20 protein-coding genes are annotated in these 24306 nt (G+C 57.5%); 10 read left to right on the top strand and 10 right to left on the bottom strand.

Annotated elements, in window-relative coordinates; genetic code table 11:
• Nucleotides 1-103: 103 nt before the first annotated feature.
• Both ACTHLA_RS13910 and ACTHLA_RS13905 read left to right on the top strand, forming a co-directional pair.
• Nucleotides 104-1237 carry an ABC transporter substrate-binding protein gene (locus ACTHLA_RS13910; protein ID WP_440190428.1) on the top strand — a complete coding sequence of 378 codons (1134 nt, stop codon included), beginning with the start codon at nt 104-106 and terminating at the stop codon, nt 1235-1237.
• Nucleotides 1238-1316: 79 nt separating this feature from the next.
• Nucleotides 1317-1871 (top strand): cytochrome b, encoded by a 555-nt coding sequence (locus tag ACTHLA_RS13905; protein ID WP_440190425.1) that lies wholly within the window; start codon nt 1317-1319, stop codon nt 1869-1871.
• 547 nt (nt 1872-2418) lie between these two features.
• On the opposite strand, the gene ACTHLA_RS13900 is transcribed toward ACTHLA_RS13905, so the two are convergent.
• Complete coding sequence (locus ACTHLA_RS13900) at nt 2419-3345, bottom strand: fatty acid desaturase (RefSeq protein ID WP_440190422.1); 927 nt, start codon at nt 3343-3345, stop codon at nt 2419-2421.
• A gap of 186 nt (nt 3346-3531) precedes the next feature.
• On the opposite strand from ACTHLA_RS13900, the gene ACTHLA_RS13895 reads away from it, so the two are divergent.
• The 4 genes from ACTHLA_RS13895 (at nt 3532) to ACTHLA_RS13880 (ending at nt 5733) form a co-directional block, all read left to right on the top strand.
• Nucleotides 3532-4278 carry a helix-turn-helix transcriptional regulator gene (locus tag ACTHLA_RS13895; protein ID WP_440190419.1) on the top strand — a complete coding sequence of 249 codons (747 nt, stop codon included), beginning with the start codon at nt 3532-3534 and terminating at the stop codon, nt 4276-4278.
• 91 nt (nt 4279-4369) lie between these two features.
• Nucleotides 4370-5023 (top strand): acyl-homoserine-lactone synthase, encoded by a 654-nt coding sequence (locus ACTHLA_RS13890; RefSeq protein ID WP_440190416.1) that lies wholly within the window; start codon nt 4370-4372, stop codon nt 5021-5023.
• A 125-nt stretch (nt 5024-5148) separates the two neighbouring features.
• Complete coding sequence (locus tag ACTHLA_RS13885) at nt 5149-5370, top strand: helix-turn-helix domain-containing protein (protein WP_440190413.1); 222 nt, start codon at nt 5149-5151, stop codon at nt 5368-5370.
• Between the two features lie 126 nt (nt 5371-5496).
• Nucleotides 5497-5733, top strand: a complete 237-nt coding sequence (locus tag ACTHLA_RS13880) for a hypothetical protein (RefSeq protein ID WP_440190410.1) — start codon at nt 5497-5499, stop codon at nt 5731-5733.
• Nucleotides 5734-5738: 5 nt separating this feature from the next.
• On the opposite strand, the gene ACTHLA_RS13875 is transcribed toward ACTHLA_RS13880, so the two are convergent.
• Entirely contained in the window at nt 5739-6503 is a 765-nt protein-coding gene (locus ACTHLA_RS13875; RefSeq protein WP_440190407.1) for a helix-turn-helix transcriptional regulator, read from the bottom strand.
• 255 nt (nt 6504-6758) lie between these two features.
• Here ACTHLA_RS13875 and ACTHLA_RS13870 point away from each other — a divergent pair, with 255 nt between their 5' ends.
• Together ACTHLA_RS13870 and ACTHLA_RS13865 are read left to right on the top strand one after the other, a co-directional pair.
• Nucleotides 6759-7160 (top strand): helix-turn-helix domain-containing protein, encoded by a 402-nt coding sequence (locus ACTHLA_RS13870; RefSeq protein WP_440190404.1) that lies wholly within the window; start codon nt 6759-6761, stop codon nt 7158-7160.
• Between the two features lie 401 nt (nt 7161-7561).
• Nucleotides 7562-7786: a hypothetical protein gene (locus ACTHLA_RS13865; protein WP_440190401.1), complete on the top strand. Its 225-nt coding sequence runs from the start codon at nt 7562-7564 to the stop codon at nt 7784-7786.
• A gap of 157 nt (nt 7787-7943) precedes the next feature.
• On the opposite strand, the gene ACTHLA_RS13860 is transcribed toward ACTHLA_RS13865, so the two are convergent.
• The 3 genes from ACTHLA_RS13860 to ACTHLA_RS13850 form a co-directional block, all read right to left on the bottom strand.
• A complete protein-coding gene (locus ACTHLA_RS13860; protein WP_440190398.1) occupies nt 7944-9521 on the bottom strand; it encodes an MFS transporter in 1578 nt (525 codons plus the stop codon).
• A gap of 115 nt (nt 9522-9636) precedes the next feature.
• Nucleotides 9637-11073: a chloride channel protein gene (locus tag ACTHLA_RS13855; protein WP_440190395.1), complete on the bottom strand. Its 1437-nt coding sequence runs from the start codon at nt 11071-11073 to the stop codon at nt 9637-9639.
• Nucleotides 11070-11552: a MarR family winged helix-turn-helix transcriptional regulator gene (locus ACTHLA_RS13850; protein ID WP_440190392.1), complete on the bottom strand. Its 483-nt coding sequence runs from the start codon at nt 11550-11552 to the stop codon at nt 11070-11072. The genes ACTHLA_RS13855 and ACTHLA_RS13850 overlap by 4 nt, the downstream gene beginning before the upstream one ends.
• A 565-nt stretch (nt 11553-12117) precedes the next feature.
• Between ACTHLA_RS13850 and ACTHLA_RS13845 the strand changes: the two genes are divergently transcribed.
• Nucleotides 12118-12818, top strand: a protein-coding gene (locus ACTHLA_RS13845; protein WP_440190389.1) for an IS6 family transposase whose coding sequence is annotated in 2 segments (ribosomal slippage) — nt 12118-12262 and nt 12262-12818 — 702 coding nt in all. Because the reading frame shifts where the segments join, the coding sequence is not laid out codon by codon here.
• A 169-nt stretch (nt 12819-12987) separates the two neighbouring features.
• On the opposite strand, the gene ACTHLA_RS13840 is transcribed toward ACTHLA_RS13845, so the two are convergent.
• Together ACTHLA_RS13840 and ACTHLA_RS13835 are read right to left on the bottom strand one after the other, a co-directional pair.
• The gene (locus ACTHLA_RS13840; protein WP_440190386.1) at nt 12988-13557 is read right to left on the bottom strand and encodes a hypothetical protein; all 570 of its coding nucleotides are present in this window, start codon (nt 13555-13557) and stop codon (nt 12988-12990) included.
• Between the two features lie 47 nt (nt 13558-13604).
• Nucleotides 13605-17873 carry an RHS repeat-associated core domain-containing protein gene (locus ACTHLA_RS13835; protein ID WP_440190383.1) on the bottom strand — a complete coding sequence of 1423 codons (4269 nt, stop codon included), beginning with the start codon at nt 17871-17873 and terminating at the stop codon, nt 13605-13607.
• Nucleotides 17874-18639: 766 nt separating this feature from the next.
• Between ACTHLA_RS13835 and ACTHLA_RS13830 the strand changes: the two genes are divergently transcribed.
• Nucleotides 18640-20126, top strand: a protein-coding gene (locus ACTHLA_RS13830; RefSeq protein ID WP_440190380.1) for an IS3 family transposase whose coding sequence is annotated in 2 segments (ribosomal slippage) — nt 18640-19069 and nt 19069-20126 — 1488 coding nt in all. Because the reading frame shifts where the segments join, the coding sequence is not laid out codon by codon here.
• A 310-nt stretch (nt 20127-20436) separates the two neighbouring features.
• On the opposite strand, the gene ACTHLA_RS13825 is transcribed toward ACTHLA_RS13830, so the two are convergent.
• Genes ACTHLA_RS13825 through ACTHLA_RS13815 form a run of 3 tightly spaced genes read right to left on the bottom strand, consistent with a single transcriptional unit; the run spans nt 20437 to nt 24210 of the window.
• Nucleotides 20437-21285 carry a hypothetical protein gene (locus tag ACTHLA_RS13825; protein WP_440190377.1) on the bottom strand — a complete coding sequence of 283 codons (849 nt, stop codon included), beginning with the start codon at nt 21283-21285 and terminating at the stop codon, nt 20437-20439.
• 21 nt (nt 21286-21306) lie between these two features.
• Nucleotides 21307-22533 carry a type II secretion system F family protein gene (locus ACTHLA_RS13820; RefSeq protein WP_440190374.1) on the bottom strand — a complete coding sequence of 409 codons (1227 nt, stop codon included), beginning with the start codon at nt 22531-22533 and terminating at the stop codon, nt 21307-21309.
• A 3-nt stretch (nt 22534-22536) separates the two neighbouring features.
• A complete protein-coding gene (locus ACTHLA_RS13815) occupies nt 22537-24210 on the bottom strand; it encodes a GspE/PulE family protein (protein WP_440190371.1) in 1674 nt (557 codons plus the stop codon).
• Nucleotides 24211-24306 lie beyond the last annotated feature (96 nt).

The raw sequence follows: 24306 nt of genomic DNA, 5'->3' as shown, positions 1-24306 counted from the left end.
ATATAGTTTTGGGTCTGGTCTTGCGCGCCGGATCATCGTTATATGCCGCAAGGCTGCATGTCCAGACGGACAAGAGGCGGCCGCGGTGGCTCAGGGGTCAGCTATGAAGCGACGCAGTTTTCTGGGAATGATGGCGGCGACGCCTGCGCTAGCCCTGCTGGAAAACAGCTGCTCACCCGCCGCGCCGCGCAGTCAGGCCTATGCTCGCAGCTCCCATCATCGCCTCGCTGAAGCCCGGCGTGAAGGTGTCGTGACCGTCTATTCCGCAACCGAAAAGACGAAGATGCAGCCACTGATCGATGACTTTCAAAAGGCGTTCGCGCCGATCCGCGTCGATTACGTCAACCTGCACACCATAGAACTCAATCGCCAGATCATCAAGGAAGGTGATGAGGGCGCCGGATTGGCTGACATTGCCTGGAGTTCGGCGATGGATCGTCAGATCAAGCTGGTCAATGACGGTTATGCGCGCCCGTACGAATCCCCTGAAGCGCGCGCCTTGCCGGAATGGGCTGTTTGGAAACGACAGGCCTATGGCGCGACAGCCGAACCCATCGTATTCGCCTATAACAAGACCTTAATGGACCCCGCCGATTTGCCTTCGACACACGGGGCATTTGTCGATCTTCTGACACGCAAGCCGGACACGTATCGCCGCAAGGTGGCGACCTATGATCCTCTCGCCTCCGCTGCCGGCTATCTGTTTCTAAGCCAGGACGAACAGGCCACGCCCGATACCGACCGGCTGCTGCACGCCCTGGCCGATGTCGACACGCAGCTCTATGCCGCTAGTCAAGAAATGGTCAGCGATCTGGCCGCCGGAAAGCGTCTTCTGGCCTATAATCTGATCAGCTCCTATGTGTCGGAACAGGCCCATGCCCATAGCCCCATCGGCCTTGTAGTGCCGCAGGACTACACGCTTCTCATGTCGCGGATCGTGTTTATCCCGCGTGTGGCCCCTCATCCGAACGCGGCGAGCGTTTTTCTAGACTATCTGTTGTCAAAGCGTGGTCAGAGCCAGTTATCAAACCTATTCATGAACCCGGTGCGAACCGATATGACTCAGGGCAGCCTTCTGGAAACCGCACATGGCGAAACGCGCGGTATACGTTTGGGACCCGCTCTACTGGTTGGGCTAGATAAGCTCAAACGTCGGCGGTTTGCCGAGCGCTGGCGCGAGATATTCCCATATGACGCTGCGGCGCAGCCCCCGTCCGTGACCGGTGATCAGGTTTGATCCATTGCCTCAAGGTATGACAGGTTGTTGACAGTAAAACCGGGTCACAGTGCCTGACAATGCGAGAACAGGCGGGACCATGACAACAGGCGAGACAATCACAGCCATTCATTACGATGCGCGTACACGCGCCTATCACTGGACAAGCGCCGTTCTGGTCATTGTGTTGTGGGTGATGGGGCGCACAACCGGCCTTCTGCCGCGCGGGCCGTTTCGTGTCGACGTCTGGTCTGTCCATGTGCTTTTGGGGTTTGGACTCGCGGCGGTATTTGCCTTGCGTCTGGTCTGGCGTTTTGGGTCAAAGCGGCAAGGGCCGCTACCGGAGCGGGGCCTGCTTCGTAAGATCGCCAGCATCGTGCACTCAGGACTTTATGGTTTGTTGGCTGCGGTTGTGATGCTTGGGATTGTCAATGCTTTCGCACGCGGCTTCCCGATGTTCAACCTCGTCAAGTTGCCCGAAATCGGCCTTGGCGCGCTCAAGCATGATGTCAATTCGTGGCACGATCTGGCGGCCAACATTCTAGCTGGCATAGTTGGCCTGCATGCGGTGGCCGCGCTCTATCATCACCTAGTCCTGCGCGATCAAACCCTTATGGCGATGCTGCCTCACCGGTCTGACATTTCTAATCTTTGATCCAAAGCCTCGACAACATTATTCCCGAAACTCTATTCTCTGTACCCCTTAGGACCTCGCCGGTGACGGTCGGCTTCTCAGTGACTGAACCTCGTGTTGGGCTGGTTTGACTGACCGCGTAGGGCGATAAAAGATAAATGCAAGGGGATCCGTCCTCAACATCACCTCAGGTCGCCCGGTCCGCCTCAACCTTGAAAATACCATTGCTTTTATAACCTGCCCAGAAGGCTTATCGGTCGAAAGATTTGTTTGACGAGGTCGTTTTCCAGAATGGCGAAGCGGTCTGCATGATCTCCCAGGCGACTCGGAACGGAAGTTCGGTAATTGTGACCGAGGTTAACAAGCCGTACGTGCATTCAACTGGTGGCGTGATGAGGCACTTCCGCCTTTTATTGATCTGCCACTGCACCAGCTTCATTTCTTCTTTGGGCGCTCAGGAGCCACGCTCTTAGTCTGGCTTAGAGCGTGGCTCGATGTGCCATTACCGAGACCCCAAAAGCGACGAATGCTCAGTTTATGGTAACGACGGTGTTCGAAACCCGAGGCGTTATTCAGTCGGAAGTTCCTCGTGTGATCTGCGCAGGGCTGTTCCAGAGGGGATCGCGCTGACGGCCTCGTAATAGCTGATTAGTTCTATCAGTGTACGGGTTTTGACCTGCGGGATCAGCCTGCGTAATTGCGGCAGTCGGCTGTAAGGTATCGACGGCCAGAAATGGTGCTCCCAATGATGCCAGCTCAGGTGGGGCGCCAGAAGCGGGCCTTGCCACCAGTTCAGGTGTAGGCGTTGCGTGGTGTCGGTGCCCTGATGCTCAATCCACATACGCAGCCGGAAAAACATGATGAAGCTGGTCAGCAGCGAGACGTACCAGATGAGCGGAACCCACCAAAGACCAAGCGCGATCATCGTCCCCGTAAAGGCGACATGCCAAAAGGCGAGCCAGAGATAGGCCCTCAAGCGCGTGGGCTTCGAATATTCGAAAATGATCTTGTAGTCGATAAGACCGCCGCCGATGAGATCGCGCGCCGCAAGCATGAGGACGTCAGGCAACTTCGCAGGCAAATCCCACTGGTTCGCACGAAGGCCCTTGTAGACGATTTCCGGATCGCGCTCGCTACCCAGATCGCGATGATGCAAAATGTGCAGATTGCGATAGCCGTCGCCTGTCAGCCCAAGCGGCATCCAGGCGAACAGATCATTGGTAAGGTCGTTCAGACGCTTGTCGTAACAGATGGTGCAATGCGTGCCGTCATGGCCCAGGAGCGCCAAAGCATGCTGACGATTGCCAACGATGAGGACGGCCAACGGCGCCAGCCACCAGGCATGTGACACGCCGAGCGCGCAGAAGGTAAGCGCGATGACAATCCAGTCGAGCGCGCAATCGCGCGCCCATGTCAGAGGTATGCGCCGACTCAGACGCTTGAGGTCCTGCGGCTTGAGGTAGCCGTTGATAGTGGTGTCGCGATCGTAACCCATCTTGTCCTCCCGAAAAGAGCAATCCGTCGGGAAGGCTATGTGAAGGATGCGCATGGACCATCACGCGCGCGCGTGACCTGGATAAAATTCCCCGAATAGGCGAGCGATCGTAAGAATGCCCTCGGGCGTGACGTGGTTAACGCGGTTCACGACCCTCATGTTTTTGCACGAGAAAAGGGGCGTAAAATGCTGTTAAAAGCCAATGGGCATCACTTCGAGGACTTCATCGAAACCACTAACAACATTTATTCGGTCGACCAGCTGTTCGATCGCTTCACCGAGGCGATGCAGACATACGGGTTTGATCGCATCATCTTTTCGGTCCCTCGCGATCAGGATTTGCCGGACGACGACAACCGGATCGGTCTGTTCCAGAACTATCCAGACGACTGGCAGAAATATTATGCCGAGAAAGACTTCGCTCGCATCGATCCGGTGCTGCAGGCGGCTGGCACCTACCCATGGGCGTTTCGCTGGCGCGATATCGAACGTTCACACGCCCTGTCGAGCCGACAGATCCGCTTCTTCCGTCTGGGGGAAGAAGCTGGCCTTCATAATGGCGTCGGCATACCGCTTCACGGCGACCGGGCCCAGATTGCGGGCGTGGCCCTGGCAACCTCCCAAAAGCTTGACGCCTGCCGACCAAGCCTTGACCTCGTGTCCGCCTACTGCAACCAATTCTACCTGTCCTTTAAACGCCTGCGCCACAGGCGCGAAAAACCGGAGGCGATCGTTGCGGCCCTGTCGAAAAAAGAGCAGGAGATTCTGCACTGGGTCGCAACGGGCATCAGCGATGATGAGATCGGTCGCAAGCTGAATATCAGCGCCAACACCGTCGACACCCATTTACGCCATATCTACCAAAAGCTTGAGGTCAATAACCGCGTCGGAGCCGTCGTGAAGGGCATATTGGCGGGATTGATCCACCTGTAACGGCCTGAGTGAGCCGGTGGTCACGCGCCCGCGTGATGTTTGCTGCGATCGCCCCGGTGTTGAGTGTGCGTGTCCAATTAGGGAGGCGCACATGATCCGGGCTATTTCTTATCGCAATATGACGTCACGCGGCGAGCTGTACTTCGGGCAGTTTCGCCTGCGGCACCAGGAGTTTATCGACCGCCAGCACTACGACGTCCACTCCTTCAACGGCATGGAGTTCGACGAATATGACACACTCGCTTCGGTATATCTGGTTTACACCGAAGACGACAAAAACGTGCTCGGCGTCAGCCGCCTGACGCCGACGCATCTGGGCTGCATGCTTGCCGATCATTGGCCCGATCTTGTTGAGGATCACAGCCTTTTGCATGATCCGAAGGTATGGGAAGGGACGCGGTTCTGCATCGATAAGAACCTGCCGGCGGGGCAGAGACGAGCCATCTGCCATAAGCTGGCGTGCGCCTACGTCGAGTTCGGGCTGGCCAACGAGATTCGCAAGATTGTCGGCCTGATGCCGACCCTGATCCTGCGGTCGGTTTTCGAACGCTCCGGCGTGTCACTGGACCGTCTCGGACCTGTTCAGGAGATTGGCGCACATGCGCGCATTCAGGCCGCCGCAATCGACATTAACCGCGATCAGTTACGCAACGTAAACGCGACCACAGGTATAAGCGGCGTGCTTGATCTTGACGAGGCAATCGTCGGCCCCGTGGGAGCTGAGACCGAGCAATGCGCCGCGTGAGGATCTGAAACGCGCAAGAGTTGCAAAATCGCCGAAAGTGTTGCAAGTGACTCGCAAGTGCAAGCGTGGCGCTTTCCGCTTCCGAGGCCAGAGAGACTATCCGAATGCAGGCAAGCAGAGATTTTGTGGATCAGGTCATCGGAAGTCAGATCTCAAGGCGGCGGCGAACGCTGGATCTTACCGCTCAACAGGTTAGCGATCTGCTCGGCATTCCGATTGCGGATTATGAAGACATCGAGGCCGGTCGGTGTCAGGCGACACCTGCCATTCTTTACCATCTCGCCAGACGCTTTCATGTCACACTGGGTTATTTTCACGACCCGGACGAGCCCGTAGGGCCAAATTAAGTTGCGGCATCACGAACCTACGTGATGCCGCACACCGGCGAATAATGCTGTGTTGGCGAGGTGAGCCACCCGGCCAAAAACAAAACATGGCTGCGATCAGGACTCACGCACATGAAGGAGGGTCTCATGTCGTTAAAAGTCGCTACCGCTGAAACTCAAGACGCACCACAAGTCGACGAAAAGGGCAACACCGAAAACATGGCGCAGCGTATCTTCGTTGCGCTGGAATTTCTGTCTGAAGAGGCGCGCCGGGCGAATCTTCCGCATTTAGCTGAGGTGCTAAACCAGGCGCTTGGCAACGGGCTTGAAGCCCACGTGTCACGTTTACGCGCGGCCTTACAGGCGCGGATGTTCGAGACCTAAGCGCTTTAGGGGAAAATAAGCCCCGCCGTGATCGCCTTGACGGAGGCGGCGACGCGGCTGTTGACATCCAGCTTATGGAAAATGTGCCGCAAATGGGTGTCCACTGTATTACGCGAAATGCTCAGCTTGTCGGCGATATCGTCATCGGTGCAGCCGTTCGCGACAAAGCACAGAATCTCGGATTCCTTCGGGGTCAGGAAAACGCAGTCTGCGGATCCCTGACCCCGAACGGCCAGGCGCTTGAAGGTCACGTAGAATTGCGTGCAATAGGCGTTGATCAGATCCAGGTTGGCGCATCGCTCATCGTCATGTCGCGACGTGGCCAGCGCGACGCCAGCGATTTGCGCGCGCGAACCGCGAAACGGAACGCCAACGCCGTTGTGCAGCCCGGCTTCTTCCCCTAACCGCATAAATCGGGTCTGGCGGTCGCTGAGCTGAAAATCGCGCTCCAAACCGGACCACTCGAACGCCCAGTCATACATCCCCGCCGCCCGTAAAACCGGATCAATAGCTGCGAAGCCTTTTTCATCATAATAGGCCTGCCAGTCTTCCGGATAATTATGGAAAAGGCCAAGTCTGTTCTGCTCTTCAGGAACGTCCAGGTCACGCGGCACGGAAAAGATGATGCGGTCAAAGCCCTGACGCGCCATAGCTCTTGTAAAGAGCTCGAACAGCCCTTGCGTTGTCCTTGCGCCTGTGCAGTCACAGACAAAATCTTCAAAGCGATAGGTTTCGCCAAGATGTCCGCCGATAGCCTGGAAATGTCCCATTTAAAACTCGTTGCACGCGAATCGTAATTCGATAATGTGATTAGGCGGCATGGGCGCGCCTGGGTAGAATAAAATTATTGTTTCTTGCTAAAATTGTGAATCGGTCTATTATAGCGCTTTTGTTTCGCGAATCAGGCCTTTTGCTTCGCGCCCGTTTATGACTGTGCCCGCGTGCTGAACCGCGACGTCAACGTCGCCAAAAGTGTGACCGCGGCGCGCAAGGACGCCGCGTTTGACCATTGCAAGGGGATCTAAATGCCTTTCGACGATAACGCGCCGAATCCGGTTGATGTCCACGTGGGCGCGCGCGTGCGCCTGCGCCGTAAGTTTCTCGGCTTAAGTCAGCAGGGTCTTGCTGATGAAATTGAGCTGACATTCCAGCAGGTGCAAAAATACGAGCGCGGCTCAAATCGCATCAGCGCGTCGAAGCTGTTTGCGATCGCAAAGGTGCTGCGCGCGCCGATCAGCTATTTTTATGACGGATTGGGCGAAGCCGTTGCGGGTTTCAGTGAATCTGAGTCGGAGCAGACGGCGAACTCTTTCCTTTTGACGACCGAAGGTATTCAGCTCGCCGAAGCTTTCCCTCGTATCATCAGCCCCAGGCACCGGCGTAAGATCCTGGATCTGGTTCGCACCCTGGCGGATGACGAAGCGTAGGTCAGCGGCGTCAGCACCGGACGTCAGCACCGTGAGCTTTGCGCGGTTTCTGGCGGACGAGATGGAGCGCTGGGGAAGGGCTGAGCTAAAATCGCTCCCAACACATGAAAAGCTTCGCATGACGTGCCGTCGCTGCGGTCTCGTACAGACGAAAACCGCTGGCGACCTCTTAAGTGAGGGCCATGTCTCCAACGCCACTCTCAATGAGATCGGGAACAGGTTAAAGTGTCGGCGGATTAGCTGCGGCGAACGGCTGTGCGTTCGGCGGGTATGAATCGGCGCCTTGAGCAATAGCAGGAGCGACATTAGGCGCCCACAATGCGCGTAAAGATTGTATTAGGCGAATCCTGATTTCATTTTTGGATGTCGATTCCCAGATGGAAAACCAGGAGATCCAGAAGATGCCTGATACCCTTGCTGTTACGCGGCGAACGGACGACCAGGTCGCTGAATTTGTTTTAAAACGGATTGATGAGCTTCGCGTCTTTGCCGCCCAAATTGGTGAGGATGAAGCCGTAGAGCAATTGGAAGACGCGTTTAGCGGCGTGTTGAACCGGTATCAGGAGCGAAAGATTCAAGCGCTAAATCAAGTCCTTCAACACGATGAACAACGGGCGGGGGTTTGACAATGTACCTTTCAAGAAGTTGGCATCGCACGTTCGGCTGACATAAGACAATTATAGAACTCCACATCCTTCAAAGGATCGTAGTCTATCGAATGTCTTCTCTTGGGACTACTTAACCCCTAGAAGATGTCGCCTAAAGGAGCGCAAAGCCATCGTCCTACTCCAAGCGTCGTAAATCCAGGCCACGCGTCTCTGTGCCGTATCGCACAAACAGGGCCAGCGCCGTCAGCATCGGCGCGGCGATCAGAGCGGCGGCCAGACCCAGTGGCGGCGCCAGGGCGAGGATGCTGAGGCCCTGCGCAAATACGCCGCCGCCCTTGGTGCAGGCCGCGATCCAGCCCGTGGCGCGGCCGCGCACGCGCAGCGGATAGCTTTCGGAGGCGTAGGGCAGGAGGATGGCGATCACGCCGTTGGAGCCGACGATCAAGAGGGCGACCGGCAGCACCGGATTGGGCAGGAGATGCGCCTCCAGCGCCCAGACGCCGACGAGGCCCAGGAGAGTGACGAACAGCGCTGCGGTCAGCGCGCCGCGTGTGCTCCAGCGGCTGTAAAGCCATGTGCATATGAACACGGTCGGAAAGGCAATCAGCGCCGATTCCGCCAGCAGCTTTGACGACACGGCCATCGAATAGCCCTTGGCGACCAGATCGTTGGGCATCCACAACAAAAGGCCGAAATTGATCAGGCCCCAGCCGAGCGCAGCGATGGTCAGGGCCGCCGTCTTGCCGATCAGGCCCGGCGTCCACAGCGTCTCGTCCGGGGCGTCGTGGTGGCCATGGTGGTGGCTGATGATCTCGGTCTCGTCTTCTTCACCTTCGGCCAGCCTGTGGCTGTGCGTGCCGAACAGGCGCATCACCTTGTGCGCCTCGGCGTCGCGTCCGCGTGCGAGCAGGAACTTGGCCGATTCCGGGATCAGGCCGCCCATGCAGATCAGCAGCAGGCCGGTCGGCAGGTTGAGCAGCCACAGGATGCGCCAGCTCCATACCGGCGTCAGCCACCACGCAAAGCCGGACGCCGCGAAATAGCCGCCGACCGCGCCCAGCCCTCCCACCAGCACCAGCGCCCAGCCACGATGGCGCGACGGCATTGTCTCGGCCAGCAGCGCATAGGTGGCGGGCAGCATGCCGCCTGCGCCCAGCCCCATCAGGAAGCACATGATCATGTTCCAGTTCAGCGACGGCATGGCGCCGCAGATCGAGGTGCCGACGAACACGACCGAGGACAGCAGGATCGACGCCTTGCGCCCGTAGATGTCGGCCAGCATGCCCCACAGCACCGAGCCCATGGCCGTGCCGACCAGGGCGAAAAACGGCACCAGGGCGGCGTGCTGCGGCGCGACCTGATATTCGCGGATCATGCCGGGCATGACGAAGCCGAGCGTGGCGGGCTTCATCACGTCGATGATCAGCGCGACCACCAGCACCGCCATCAGCCGCCAGTGCGCGGGGCCGAGTTTTGCGTCCTCCGGCGCGACGACCGCGATATGCGCGGCGGCGTCCTTCGTCTGGCGGATGGCGCGCGGCAACAGGCCGTAGCCGGCGACGCCGACCCCGATGATGATCATGTACATGCCCGCGATCATGTCGGGATCCATCGGCATGCCGGCAAGGCGGAAGCCCATGGATTGACCCATCATGAACATCGGAATGTGCAAAAGCACGCCCGTGGTCACCAGAATACAACCCAGGCCAAACGCCCATACGCCCTTACGATCGAGAAAAACCCGCGCGTCCATATTCGCCCCATAGTGTTTTATAAATCAAAGGCAGAGTTTCTTTTATAGTTAAATAAAAAAATTCAACGAGTTGATGAATTTTTCCTTGCAACGAGTGTTGCTACATTGGCAACATTCAGGCCTTGTCAGCTTTTGCGCCTACCGACGCCACATAATCGGACGGGACATGCGTGCCGCGCCGCGCCAGCTTCTCGGTCATGATGGTGGTGCGCATCAGAAAGGCCGAAACGAGGAAGGCCGTGACGCAGCCCGCGATCAGGGGCAGCAGTGGGCTGAACTGGCCGGTGATTTCGAGCGCGAACAGAATCGAGGCGAACAGGGCGCGCGACGCCCCGGCGAAGCAGGCCGCCATGCCGACCAGCCCGGCCATACGCAGATCGACGATGAGGCCCGTGGCGTTCAGGCCCTGACCGATCAGCACGCCAAGGCCGCCGCCGATGGTGAAGATCGGCGCCAGCGTACCGCCCGATGTGCCGCTACCCAGCGCGATTGACCATGACAGGAATTTCAGTACGCAGAAGACCAGCAGGGCGGTTCCCAGAAACGTCCCGCTCAGAATGCGCTCAATATTGTCGTAGCCGACGCCCATTGTATGCGGCGAGACGAGACCGACCAGTCCGACCATAAGGCCGCCTATGGCGGGCCACCACATCCAATGCAGCGGCAGCTTCTCAAACAGGTCTTCGATCAGATAGGTCGAGCGCGCAATGCCAACCGCCAGCACGCCCATTACAAGGCCTTCGAGAGCATAGCCGATGAGGGCGGTTTGGGATGCGGCGGGCAGAATGGGCGCAGCGAACACAGGTGCCACGCCGAACAGCCACGGGCGCAGCCAGATCGCGGTCAGCGCCGCCAGGGCGATGGGGATGAAGGAGCGGGGGCGGAACTCGAACACCAGCAGTTCGATGGCCAGCAATATGGCCGAGAAGGGCGTGCCGAAAATGGCGGTCATGCCCGCCGCCGCGCCCGCCGCCAGCAGGGTCTTGCGCTCATGGGCGCTGACATGGATCAACTGGCCCAGTAGCGAGCCGAGCGCGCCGCCGGTGGCGATGATCGGGCCTTCCGCCCCGAATGGTCCGCCCGTGCCGATGGCGACGGCGGCGGACAGGGGTTTTAAGAAGGTCATGCGCACGGGGATGCGGCTGTCATTGGTCAGGATCTGCTCCATGGCTTCGGGAATGCCGTGGCCGCGAATCGCCTTCGCGCCATAGCGCGCCATCAGGCCGACAATCACCGAACCGATGACCGGAACGACGACGATCCACACGCCCAGCGGGCTGCCTGCGGGCGAGACGAGATCCCCGGAGACGCGCCCGTAGAAGACGAGATTGGTGATCAGCCCGATCAGCAGCATCAGAAGGCGCGCCACCGGCGCCACCACGGCGGCCAGCCCCATGCACAGGGCGCAGATCAGCAGGCTGCGGACGTCGAGCGCGCGCGGATGATGCTCGACATCGGCTTTTTCTATCAGCGGCCCTATGCCCAGCGACAAAGGCAGGCCGGGCGTGGTCGAGGCCTTTTCCAGATCGTGCTGCGGGTCGTGGGAGCTCATGACGCATCCTGTGAAGGCGATTCAAAAAACAGATGCGGGGCCTCGTCGCCCAAGCCCGCCGTGATAATCAGCGCGCTCAGCCCCTCCGCTAGAGCGGCGCGTTTCTCGGCGGGCAGGTCGGCGATGGCGGCGACGAGCGCTTCCTGCGGCGTGGCCGCATCGTTCGCGATCAACTGCTCGCCCTGCGGCGTCAGCCGCAATTCGACGCGTCGCCGGTCCTGCGCCGCCGGTCGGCGTTCAATCAGGCCCCTGGTTTCCAGCCGCGTTACGACTTCCGAGACGGTGCTTTGTTGTGTGTGAGTTGCGGCGGCCAACGCATTGACCGAGACGCCGGGGCGGCTGTGCAGGGTTTTCAGGATAAAGACCTGCGCACTGGTCAGGCCTGCCTCGCGTTCATAACGCGCCGAGGCGCGGCGCAAGGCCTGCACGATCCGGCGCAGTGCGTCCATGATCGTTTGTGACGGATCTGTCTTCCGCATATCTTATCAGCTCCAAATATATAGGTGCCGATATATATTTCCATCTGGATTGTCCAGTGGGGATGTGATTTCGGGGGAAATAGAGGAAGCCGTCGGCGCGTGGGTTCAGCCTGGCCTGCCCGAGGTAGGATCGCTATATCTGGTTAAGAGAATTTCACGGTGACGCGCGGCGCCCGCTAGTCGGATTTGCGGCTGACGCTAACGGCTGCTAGTCTTCGGACAGCGGGGAGTTACACGTACCCGAAATGTCAAACGTAATTAATATATTTCAATAAGTTATATTTATCGTACATAATTTGTATTATCGGTAGCAAGCTGTCTTGCCGCACAAATAATTTCCCATAATTATTATTAGGCGAAAATTTGCAACATATTGATTATATTGTTTTTATCTGCCGCTTAGGCTCTAACCGCGTCGGTTTGGCCAGTGCGATCCGCGATCACTTAGGCCTTCATACGCTGACGTGCTTTGGCATAAAAATAGCCAATGACATTGGAGGGTTTTGTCGCAAAAATTTTACGACTTTGGGAGAATTTCGCGCCTTTGGTTTGTGAAGGGGATTCCATGTTCAAAGGTCGCCATTTCGACCGTTCGGTCATTCTGCTGTGCGTTCGCTGGTATCTGGCCTACGGCCTCAGCCTTCGGAACCTGGAGGAAATGATCCTCGAACGCGGCATCCGGCTCGATCACTCAACCATCCATCGCTGGTGGTGCGCTTCACGCCACAGCTGCTCGAGGCGTTCAGTCGCCGCAAGCGCAGCGTCCTTGGCAAATGGCATCTGGATGAGACGTATATAAAGGTCGGTGGCGAATGGCAGTATCTCTACAGGGCCATCGACAAGGCCGGCGCCACGGTGGAATTCTACTTCAGCAAAAACCGAGATCTTGCTGCTGCCAAACGCTTTATGTGCAAGGCCTTGGACCGACATGAAAGGCCAATCCAGATCACCATCGACGGATCTCAAACCAACCGAACAGCGATCCTCGAGGCCGATGTCGAAGCGAGACTGAAAGTGTCACAGGCAGAGATCGCCGACGAACCGATCAAGATCCGCAACAGCAAATATATGAACAACCGTATCGAGCAAGATCACCGCAGGATCAAGCGCCGCGTCGGGCCCATGCTTGGCTTCAAATCGGCAATCTGTGCCGACATCATCCTCAGTGGTATTGAGCTCGTGCATATGATCCGAAAGCGGCAACTGGAGCCGATCGACACCGGGACTCTCACCTTGGCCGATCAGTTCGATAGCCTCGCGGCATAATTCACAATGTCAACTGCCGTACTCTACCACAGGCCAACGTTTGCGACAAAACCTTATGCTCAATCTTGTGTCGCGATACGTGCCTTTTTTGCCGGGATTTACCCGACCTTAGTATCTCGATTGGCCATGGCGGACCTAGGGCTAATCCAATCTAATGTTTGCGACGTCGTTACGGATACAATAGCACGCCATCATCTCCGATCTTAATAACGACCTTCCCGGAAGCCATCTTAAGTCGCTCGGCGGGAGCCCCGGTTGGATTATCGGGATATGTTTTTCCATCAAATTTGAGCTTGGCTTCATAGCCCGGCTGGATACCACCGCCCTGCACCCAAACTCCGAGATCGGGATGTCCATTCGTCCATGTGGACAGGACGCGTATCGGACGCCTGACCAAGTCAATATCGCCAAGTACTTTGTAGGATGCAGCGCTAGTTTCCAATACAACCATCTCGCATCCGCCACTTCGGCAATAATAGCCCTCGGAGTCAGAGACATATACAATAATCTCTTTCCTTTTTATGCCTTTGAGTTGCACATCAGCAATGGATACCTTCGTTGTTCTGCGAGGGGCTTCATGTGCCCCCTTCATATAGTTCTGCAAAAACAACTTCAAATCGTCGTCGAGCCCACAATGAGTCGCTGGAGATGCAAAAGCAGGCACACTCGCTAACGATAGCCAGAAGACCAAAAGTGCCTCCAAGGCTGTAGTTTGATTTACTTTTATCCGTTGTTTCATAAAAGGCTCCCTGTGGCTCCAGCTAAATTAAGCCCACAATGACCACTTTACCCACCCTTGAAGCAGGATTGCAGCCCGACTACGTTACTCCCGTAATTGTGACCAGTAGTATGTTGATCATCTGCGTTCGGATCTGATGTAAGATGGCGAGGGCTCATATTGTATAGATCGGCCGCTATTTGTGTTTTCTGATCAGATGTCAAATTTGAATACTGTCTTGCCGATGAATAGTTTGAGTTTAACATTCCCGCAGCGTAATTCGCAGCGAATGGAACATCCCAAGCTTGGGCATGGGTAACGCCCGGCCGATTCGTCAATTGGAACACTCCCCACCCATTGTCATAAGAGTCTTTGTTCTGAAAGTCTGTTTCCCTTACGCCTATGGCAGCCAGAAGACTAATATTAATATCGTTATTCGATGCCGCATTTCCCAAAGTCGCCCACGCCGCATATGCACGCGAGACACCAGCTTGGTCTCCTCCTGCAGTTCTCAACGCAGCCTTACAATCATGCGAATTACGAGGCGCAGGCTTAAGGATAGCGCCTCCTCCCACATTATAGGGGTTATGCTGTCCCAATTCTGGGAAGGACTGAGACGGGTTCGTACCGGAACAGTCAACTGTCCAAGATTGGTTTATCTGGAATGATAAATTACCGTTTCCGTCATCGCTGGTAGGGCCTGCGGTATTAAATGGTTGGACGGTGCAGCCATTTCCAATATCGTAGACTGGCCCCCAGCCAGTATATTGACCTGAAGGATCCAGTGCATTTATCGGATCGTCATGGACATAAGCATACCAGTTCAGTCCGTCGCCGTAGCCAATGGGATCGGTCTGCATGAAACGGCCGATGGCAGGATTGTATAAACGGGCCTTGTAATAATACATGCCGATTTCCGGCAGCCAGACTTGACCCGTGTATTGGAAGCGACCCACATTGCCCCCACCCGGTAGGCCATACTCGCTGTACACATCGACATTTGACCCAGCCTGAACGATCGAGCCTTGGTTGTCCGCGAACAGCCAGCGCTTGTCCGAGAAACTCGAGCCTTCATACCAGATCACAGGTTCGTCCTCGCCGGGGCCGAACACATAGCGACGAAGCAGATTGCCATTGCCGTCGTATTCGGCGATCAGGCTGTCGCCGTCATAGACGAAGCGCGTCGTGGCGCCGTTCTTGGCGATACTGTAAAGGCGGTTCTCGGCGTCATAGGTCAGAGTGCTGGTTACACCCGATTGCGTAGCTGAGGCGAGAAGATTGTTGGCGTTATAGCTATACACGCCGCCGCCGTCACTCGTGGTGTTGCCGCGCGCGTCGTAGCCGAAGTTTGCGCCATTGATATTGGCGACCTGGTTCAGGCCGTTGATGCTATATGAGATGCTCTGATTGGCGCCCGGCGTGTAGCGGAAAGCTGTGTTCGTCTGAGTCCGAGTCTTGATCTGGTCGGCCTGGGTATAGGTGAAGCCGTAGGTGTTGGATGGCTGCGTAAGTCCCGTCAGACGCGAAGTATTGTCATAGGCATAGGTCGTCGTCTGGCCGCTGCTCCGATACATGTGGGCCCGGCGACCGTAATTGTCGTAGTCGTACGCTACTTCGGCGCTACCGCCGTCGATGCCGATGCTGGTCAGTTCGTCGCCGTCGTCATAGCCGTAGCTCACATAGTGCCCGTCGGGCCAATAACGTTGAGTTAGGCGGCCGATGCCGTCATACTCGTAGGCGACAACCGCGCCGCCAACGGAATCGTTCGACTCCTGCGTTAGCCAGCCCAAGGAATTATAGGCGTAGTTAGACGTATGACCGTTATTGCTGTGTGACGTGACCTTGCCGAAATTATTGTAGGCAAAGCTTTCGCTCACCGCACCGGACTTCGAGGACACACGCCCCAGTGGATCGTAATAGAAATTGATGGTTTGGCCATCGCGCAGAATCACCTGGCTGACGAGATTGTTGTAAAAGACTTTCTGCTCGCAATCGCTCGTATTGGGCGTCCCTCCCGCGCTGGCTGTCGGATAGCAGGCTTTCGCCATGCGATCGAAAACGTCGTAGGTATAGGCGGTCTTGTTACCTTTGCCGTCTAACACCGCCGAGACCAGACCGTTGGTCGCATCATATTGCGTGGTGTCCGTGCTGGCAGCCGCCGTTCCGTACGCGCTTGTGACGGAAGTTACAGCGCCGGTGATATCGTAAGTGTATCTGATGATGCGGTCATTACCGTCGGCGCCTGCAGAGCCCAGGGCGCAAGCATCTGTGGAGGTGATAGAGCTATAAACCGACGCGTTCAGCCTCTCGGCAACGCAGTTGGTGCGGTAGAGATTGTCGTAATTGGTCTGCATCAGATGCGTCAACGTTCCGCCATCGTACTGACGTGCGGTGGTCGGCAATCCGGTCGTCGTGCTATAATCGGTCGTCACCGTAGTCAGGACCGACATATTGTTGATCAAATCGTTGTAAGTCGTTCCGTAAGTCGTGCCGCTCTCTGTTTTAATAACGTGGCCGTCGCCATCGTAGGTCAGGCGTTTCGCGAGGCGGGGGCGGGCGCCTGCGCCGTCAGGGTCGGGACTTATCGTGCCAACGAGTCTGTTTTTCTGGTCGTAAAAGCTATAGGCGCCGTCCGACTTTCCAGGCGCGACTGAATAGATGACGTTGCCATTGTTGTCGTAGGTAAGGCTCGACGTTTGCGGCAGGGCGCCATTGCCTTCGCTGGTCGTTTGAGACGTCGGCAGCACATTAGTCGTATTATAAGCGATTGACGTCTTCGCTTCATCGGTTCCTCCGACACAAGTCGCGAGGTCTTGGGTCATGCACTGAGACGCACCGCTTAATTCCCAGACCGGCGCTTGAGCGACAAGGCTGCCGGAAGCATTCTTCGCGTACGGCGTTACCTGGCTATAGCTGTAGCGAACCTGAGCGCGAACGCCGTTCACGGCAGGTTTGGTGACCGTTAGAACGTTGCCGCTATTGCCATCATAAGTGAAGTCCGTGCGAACGCCATTTTCATCGACAACATAGTCAGGTTTGTTGCAGGTCTTCACATTGGAGCAAGTCGTCGGGTAGCTGGCCGTTTGCGTCAGAGGCGTTCCGCCGCCTTTCGGAAAGACGCTGATGGTGGTGATATTACCCCGACTGTCATAGCTGTACTGCGTGTAGCCGCCTGTCGGCGTCGAGCCGCTCCAGGTTGCGTCAGGCGCGATGACCTGGGTGACTCGGCCATTGCTGTCGTAGGCGTACTTTGTGGTTCGGCCCAGCTCATCCTGATCCGAGAGCAGGTTCCCGGTCGTTATATCCACAGTCACAATCCTGTGGTGCCCGCTGACGTCGGTCACGGTCGTCGTCTGGACATTCCCGCTGACTGAATAGCTGTAGGTCCAGTAGGTTGAGCCGACCTGGATTTTCGTGGTCTGGAGTGTGTTGCTATCGACCGTAATTGACTTGGTCACGCCCGTTGGCGTGACGATCGAGCCTACATAGCTGTTCTGCGGTCCGGGCCAGTTTCTCGTCAGCAGCGTCGTATTGTTGTAATCTTTGTAGAGCGACGCGGTTCCGGAACCCGGCGTGAGACTCAGGGTCGGCCACGAACTGGCGTCCGCCGCCGTACACGAAGCGGCCGCCGGATCGCAATAATCGTCGCTCGTGTTGATGATGTAGGCCTTGTTGATATAGGCGTCGTAGGCAGCGCGCGTCGCCTCATACTTGATCATCCAGCCTTTTGAGCTGACGACCGCGCTTAGAATATTTTCGGTATAGGTCGGCGGCGTCACATTCGCCGGAATATTGAAAACATAGGGCGTGTAGTAGAGCGTTATCTGTTCCCCGTCCGGCTTGATCATCTGGGTCATCATGCCGGCATTGGCCTGAGCGCCATTCGTCTGGCTTAAAGAGGAACTGAAATAGATCTGTGTCCCGTCCTTGAGCGTGTAGATGCACGGTCCCGTCTGGCAATTCAGAGCGTCAACCCCGCCCACAACGGGCGTATAGGTATTGTTGCCGAGGGATTTGAATTTCTCGCTCGCGCCGCCGATGCTGACGGTGAGGTAGCTTCCATTGGCGTCGGAGGAACTATTCAGCACGCCTGTCCAATTGTCGATAAAAATCGCGGCGTCGCCGACAGGGGCTACGTTGATACCAGCCGTCGAGATCGACGGCGCCGGGTACATGAATTTACCGCTGATCAGATCGACTCCGTTCGAGTCGACAGAGCGTATGACGGGGGGAGGCAGGATGGATGTCTGCGCCAAAGATGAACTGGCGATCAACCCTAAAGAGAAAACACCTGAAATGACGGCAAACAACTGAAGAGCATGACGCTGAATGCGCATGTGTCCCCCTCCCCTAAATTATTATTATTTTCAGGAGTACGGCAGCTATTGTCGGTTGTCAATGCACACTTTTAGCGCTAACAATTCCCCAAAGAATGATCATAAGGGGGGAAAAGATGGCGAAATCCGCTTATCTGGTGGCGTCCGTAGTGACCGGGATATTTGCACTGGCAGCTCCATGCTCAGCGCAGGATACAACAACCTACACCTATGACGAGACGGGGCGGGTGACGACCGTGACTCATCCGTCGGGGGCGAAAACTGGATATCAGTACGATAGCGCGGGTAATCGGGCGACAGCAGTTACGGCGCTTGACGGAAACGTGGTGATGCCAGGGACACCTACGCAGAACCACGCACCAACATGCTCCAGCACAACAATCGTACTAACCGGCCTGCCCTCTTATGCTACTGCGACAGTGAGTGTCACATCCTCTCAGATATTAGCTCTATGTTCTGATGCGGATGGGGATTCCATGTCGGTTACGTCTCCGACCCTGCCTGCATCGCAAACGATTCCTCCCGGAACCACGCAAGTTAGTTTTCCATTTACGGTGTCAGATGGACATGGCGGTACTGGCGTCGGCTCCATTACGTATCACCGGCCTTGAGCTCGAACGTCCGCAAGCAACATTTCTCTTCCCTTCTAAAAAACGAGGGTTTTAGAGAAGGTCGCTCCCGGCCTTGTTCGCCCCCTCCGTGCCAACGTCAGTGAGACAAAGACCCGCCGGAAGTTTACCCTTGAGGGCGCTGATGGGATATCACTATGGTTATGCCGCGCATTACACCCGACGAATACCCTGCAGCCGCTGGCGCTGAGACCGAGGAAGGCCGTAGGCCGACGCTGGTTTCGGCGCCAGCGGCTGCGTCCCCTGAACTATCTGCCCCGCGCAGGCGGCGCAAATTCACGGCTGGGGAGAAGCTGCGCATTCTGGGCGAAATCGATCGCGCTGCCGGCATTCCGGGGGCGATCGGCGCCATCCTGCGGCGCGAGGGGCTCTATTCCTCCGCGATCACCGATTGGCGGCGGCAGCGCGAGGCCGGCGCCTATGAAGGCTTAAGCCCGGTCAAGCGCGGGCCCAAACCCGTTGCCGCGCATCCGCTGTCCGCCGAACATGCCCAGTTGCAGCGCGCCTACAAGCGCCTGGAAAAGCGGTTGGAACGAGCCGAAGCTGTGATCGACATCCAAAAAAAAGTTGCTCTGCTGCTGGGTCTGTCGATCACGGACGACGAGAAATCCTGATGGAACAACTGGCGGCGCTAAAGCCCAATTCCGGCATTCTGGCGGCGGCCTGCGCTGCGCTGGGCGTGTCGCGCGCGACTTTCCATCGCCGGCAGGTGGCAGCGATCCGACCGCTTGCTGCACGCAAGCCCCGACCGACACCGGCACGCGCGCTGCCACCACCAGAGCGGCAGCGCGTCATCGCGCTGCTGCGCGAACCGCAGTATGTCGATCTTGCGCCTGCCGAAATCTATGCCACGCTGCTCGACCAGGGCATCTACCATTGCTCGATCCGCACCATGTTCCGCATCCTCCACGAACATGCCGAGGTCCGCGAACGCCGGCAGCAACGGCGACATGTGGTCTATCAAAAGCCCGAACTGCTGCCGCAAGGGCCCAATCAGGTGTGGTCCTGGGACATCACCAAGCTGATGGGGCCGCAGAAATGGACCTACTTCTATCTCTATGTGATCATTGACATCTTCAGCCGCCGCGTGGTCGGATGGCACGTCGCCGACACCGAAAGCGCCGCGCTGTTCAAGCCACTGTTCCAGCAAAGCGTCGCCAAACATGGCGTTGCCCCCGATCAGCTCACCCTCCACGCAGACCGCGGCCCAGCCATGACCGCCAAGGCCACCGCATTCCTGCTGGCGGACCTTGGCGTCACCAAATCCCACAGCAGGCCCTATACCTCGAACGACAATCCCTTCTCGGAAAGCCACTTCAAAACCCTGAAATATCAGCCGCAGTTCCCAAAGCGGTTCGGCTGTATCCAGGACGCCAAGACCTTCTGCCGCCACTTCTTCACCTGGTATAACCGTGACCACCATCATCTCGGCATCGGCTTGATGACCCCAGATCAGGTTCATTATGGCCAGGTCGATGAAATCTACGCCGCCCGACAGACGATCCTCGACCAGGCATTCCGGCTGAACCCAGAGCGCTTCGTCAACCGGTCACCTCAGCCACCGCTCAAACCCACCGCCGTCTGGATCAACCCGCCAGCCCAAAAGGACGAAATGCAAGCTTAATCTCGAAATCCGGCTGTCTCACAATCGTTGACACGTTCCGCCGACGAGATCGCTTCTTTAAGCCGTTTCTTGAAATGGTCTCCGAATAACTCCAACCTCTCCGGGAGTTTTAGGAGGGAATCAGGTTGATGGAAACGCCGCACAACACCCTGCGCCGTGTCGGCCATCCGCAAGAATGGCAATTCGGTGCCAGTGACAAATAACGGTATCGTCGCCGGCGCGGTCAGTTAACGATTTGCACCTGAGCTTGTCTTCCTCATTTTGGCATTCCCCTACCTCAAGACGGAGTCGTTCGGTCTCAAAAAGCGTCTCAATGCCCGCCCGTATCGCTCGCCCAGACGGGGCTCCCTAAGGAATAGATGACGAGATTTCCGTCATTTTGCAGCGCCAAATTACATCCTGATGTAGATTGGGCTCCCGACGACCAGCGCGTTATGCCGTCTTGATAGACCGCAAGTCGACAATCCAAGCCGAAGGCTGCGAGATTTGCGCCTGATCCGTTCGTTTGCGACGACCATAGAGCGCTGTTGCCCTCATACAGAACCAGATTGCCGTCGCCTTGCATCAGCAGCCTGAAGCGACCATCAGGCGAGGTAATCGATTTGTCGACATTCAGCACAAGCACCTTTCCGGTGTTCGTTGACCAGATTGGGACGTTCTTTGCGCTGGTGATCGTGGCTGCGCCATCATCGGTTACGGACAGGCTTGAGCCAGGATTTCCCGGTGTGCCGCTGTCCCAATAAGCTTTGTCGCCATAGACAACGAGATTGCCGTCGCCCTGCATCGCCATCAGGTTGGAAGATGTCCCGTTCGTCTGACTGCTCCAGCGCGCAACGCCATCGGTGTAAAGCACTAGGTTGCCGTCTCCTTGCATGATCAGACATGTGTGACCGTCCGGCGAACAGAGGGATTCATTGGCATGAAGATACCTGACTGTATTTCGCGTTTCAGTTTGGATGCGATTTCCAGCGCTGTCATAGCTGTATTTGTCGACAGAGCCGTTATCGCTTACGACCTGAGTTAAGCGACCTAAAGCATCATAACTGTAAAGGGTCTGGCTGGCGCTGCCGACGCGCGCTTGTAGAAGCCCTGCCAAAACAAATAGAAGGCATCGCCAAGCTTTTCGGCCTTTCGGCGCGATGTGTTTGAGTTTCATCATTCGTCCCCCTTCATGGGCCCCTCAGGCCCCGCTTATAGACCCGATATCCGTCAGTGCGGTCAGAACACCCGCCATCAGGCCGCCAATCAGCGCTCCAAGGCCAATAATCAGCAAAGGCCCCAGAAGCTTGGAGCCCTTGTCGATCTTGACCAGTGCAGCCGTCTCTTCGCGCTCGCCAGCGCGCATTAGCATCGGACCAAGCGTGCTGGAGGCCTCGCCAACCTCACATAGACGAACAATGGTCTGCGGCAAGCCACGAACCTCTCGAAAGGCGTCGCTCAAGGTTCGTCCCTGACGGATCATGGTTGAGACGATATCGGTTCGCTTACGGGCCTCAGTGTTCGCCAGGCTTCGCTGACACAGCCGTAGCGCATCCAGAATGCTGGCGCCCGACTGGAGGCTCTCGCCCAGAGCGCGGGAATACCCGCCATAGACCAGAGAACGCGCGATGGAGCGGAGCGGACCATCCAGGAGCCATCGGTCGGTCCAGGCTTTCAAGCCGCCAAAGCGCCACCCGAGACTCACCGCAATCGCGGCCATAAGGAGGGCCGCCAAGAGATAGGGCCAACCATATCCAAGCCCCTGACTGATAGCGAAAATGAACGAAAAATAGATCGGCAGTCTTTGACCGTTATCGAGCAAAAGCGGCGCGATCGCGGGGACCACTACAAGAAGAATGATGCTCAGGGCGGCTATGGCGCTTACGAAAACGAAAGCGGGATAACTCAAGGCTTCAAACAGTTGCTGGCGAATCTTGCGGCGCATCGCCAAAACGCTGGCCGCGCTGTCGAGGCCCGCGGAGATGTCCCCCCTCGCCTCGCCCGCTGCGATCAGTCCGCGCAGATGGGACAGGGGTTTGGGAATGACCGGCGCCAGGGCCAGATCCAGACTGGATCCGCCCAGAATGGCCTGTGACACCAGCCTCAGGCCCGCGGTTTCCTGCCCTAGCACCCCCAGGGCCGTGCGGATATCCGCGCCGGCGCGAAGCAGAACCGCAAGATTGCGAAACAGGTCTTCAAGCTCCTGATCGGTGATGGATTTGCGCCTAAGCCGACGTAAGAGGCTATATCCGTGGTCAGCTCTGGATTTGGTCGCCTGCGCGGCATCCGTTCGGATCAGGAGCGGCGACAAATTCTCCGCCCTAAGGCGCGCATAGGCGTCGGCTTCGCTGGACGCGTAAATGCTTCCCTGTTTGGACTTGCCGTTCGGTTGCACGGCCTTATAGCGAAAGCTTACCAGGACGCTCATGGCTCACGCATCCATGATCATGAGGATTTCTTCAAGCGTGGTCTCGCCAAGTTCGATCTGCCGGAGTCCTTCCGCCGCCATGGAAATCTGCTCGGTTTCGCGCCACCAAGTTTTAAGGGTCTCAAGATGCGCGCCGGCGCTGACCAGTCCCAAAAAGCGGTCATCGCTCCAATAGCCTTCGGCCAAGGCGATGCGTCCTAAATAGCCCGAGCCACGACATTTGGGGCAGCCTATTGGCTCGAAAGCGCGCGCAGGAGCGGGCTGACCGAGACGGCGCGCCAGACCCATCAAGCCCTCGCTGGCCTCGCAAGGTTGGCGACAGGCCGAGCAGAGCCTGCGCACCAGGCGCTGCGCCACCACGCCTTTCATCGAAGCCGCCAGTTGGTAAGTTTCAATGCCCATATCATGAAGTCGCGGCGCAACCGCAAGAGCGGTATTGGCATGGACGGACGCCAGCACAAGGTGCCCTGTCATGGCCGCCTGCACGGCGACCGCCGCCGTCTCGGCGTCTCGGATTTCTCCGACAAGGATAACATCCGGATCCTGGCGCAGAAAGGAGCGTAGGCATGTGGCGAAGGTCAGGCCGATGCCGCTTTGCACCTGGGTCTGCGAGACGTGCTCAAAATGCCGTTCGACCGGATCCTCGACGCTCAATATCTTTTTACCCGAGCCCTTGAAGGCCGCCAGCAAGGCGTAAAGCGTGGTCGTCTTACCCGACCCCGTCGGGCCGGTAACGAGGAAAAGACCGTGCGGCGCGCTCACGGCCTTGTCGAGAAGCGCGACGATATGAGGCGGTAAATGCAGTGAGGCGATATCCTGAGGGGCGCTGGCCCGGTCGAGAAGTCGCAGCACCGCGCTCTCGCCGAACACATTGGGCGAAGTGGCGACGCGAACATCAATCGAGCGCCCGGCATTGATGAACGAGGCGCGCCCGTCCTGAGGCAGCCTTCGCTCTCCAACATTAAGATTGGACAACACCTTGATGCGTGAGACGCAAGGGCCTGCCAGATCGGACGAGACGGTCATGTAATCGATCATGCGGCCATCGACGCGCAAACGGATCAAGAGATCATTCCGTCTGGGCTCGAAATGGATATCCGAGGCGTTGCGCTCTACGGCGGCGGCAAAGGCCTGAGTCACCAATTCAACCGCCTTGCCTTCAACACCGTGATCTTCAACGAAAGCCATGTCGCGTTCGACGCGGCGTTCATCGAGGAAGCTATCGCTTTGAATCTCATAAGCGTCCGCATCGAAGGCGCGCCGCCAGTCGCCCAGCCGCGCAACAAGGAACCGCACGTCGCGCCCGGTGGCGAAGCCCAGGCCGGCGCGCATTTCATCATCGAATGGATCGCAAACGGCGCACACCAGGGTTTCACCGTCCAGGCGGATGGGTAAGGCCCTCACCTTGCGCAGAAATTCCTGCCCCACGCCGACGTCCGCCAAATCGACTATCGGCGGCTCAAGACCCAAATCCCAGACGGGCAAGCCGGTTACCGCCGCGTAGGCGGTGGCCAGATCGTCATCTGGCAGCAGGCCCAGTTGATTGAGCACCTGCTCAAGCGGCTGGCCGGTGCGATCGGACACGACCCGCGCCCGGCCGACGGCTTCGGGCGTGATCAAGCTCTCCGTGAGCATGCGGTCGAGAACATCTTCGCGAACAAGATCGAAATCGGACATCGCGCCCCTCCCCCTATAGTCATCGCTTAATCTCAATGCGCAATCAATAGACGTTCAAAGCCAGCCGGAGCCAGCATTATAAAAGGCGTCACATGC

It is taken from the genome of Asticcacaulis sp., assembly GCF_051956075.1.
In the GTDB taxonomy this organism is placed as follows: domain Bacteria; phylum Pseudomonadota; class Alphaproteobacteria; order Caulobacterales; family Caulobacteraceae; genus Asticcacaulis.
Note: the sequence above shows the minus strand (reverse complement) of the source record. Positions and strands in the feature narration are given on the sequence as shown.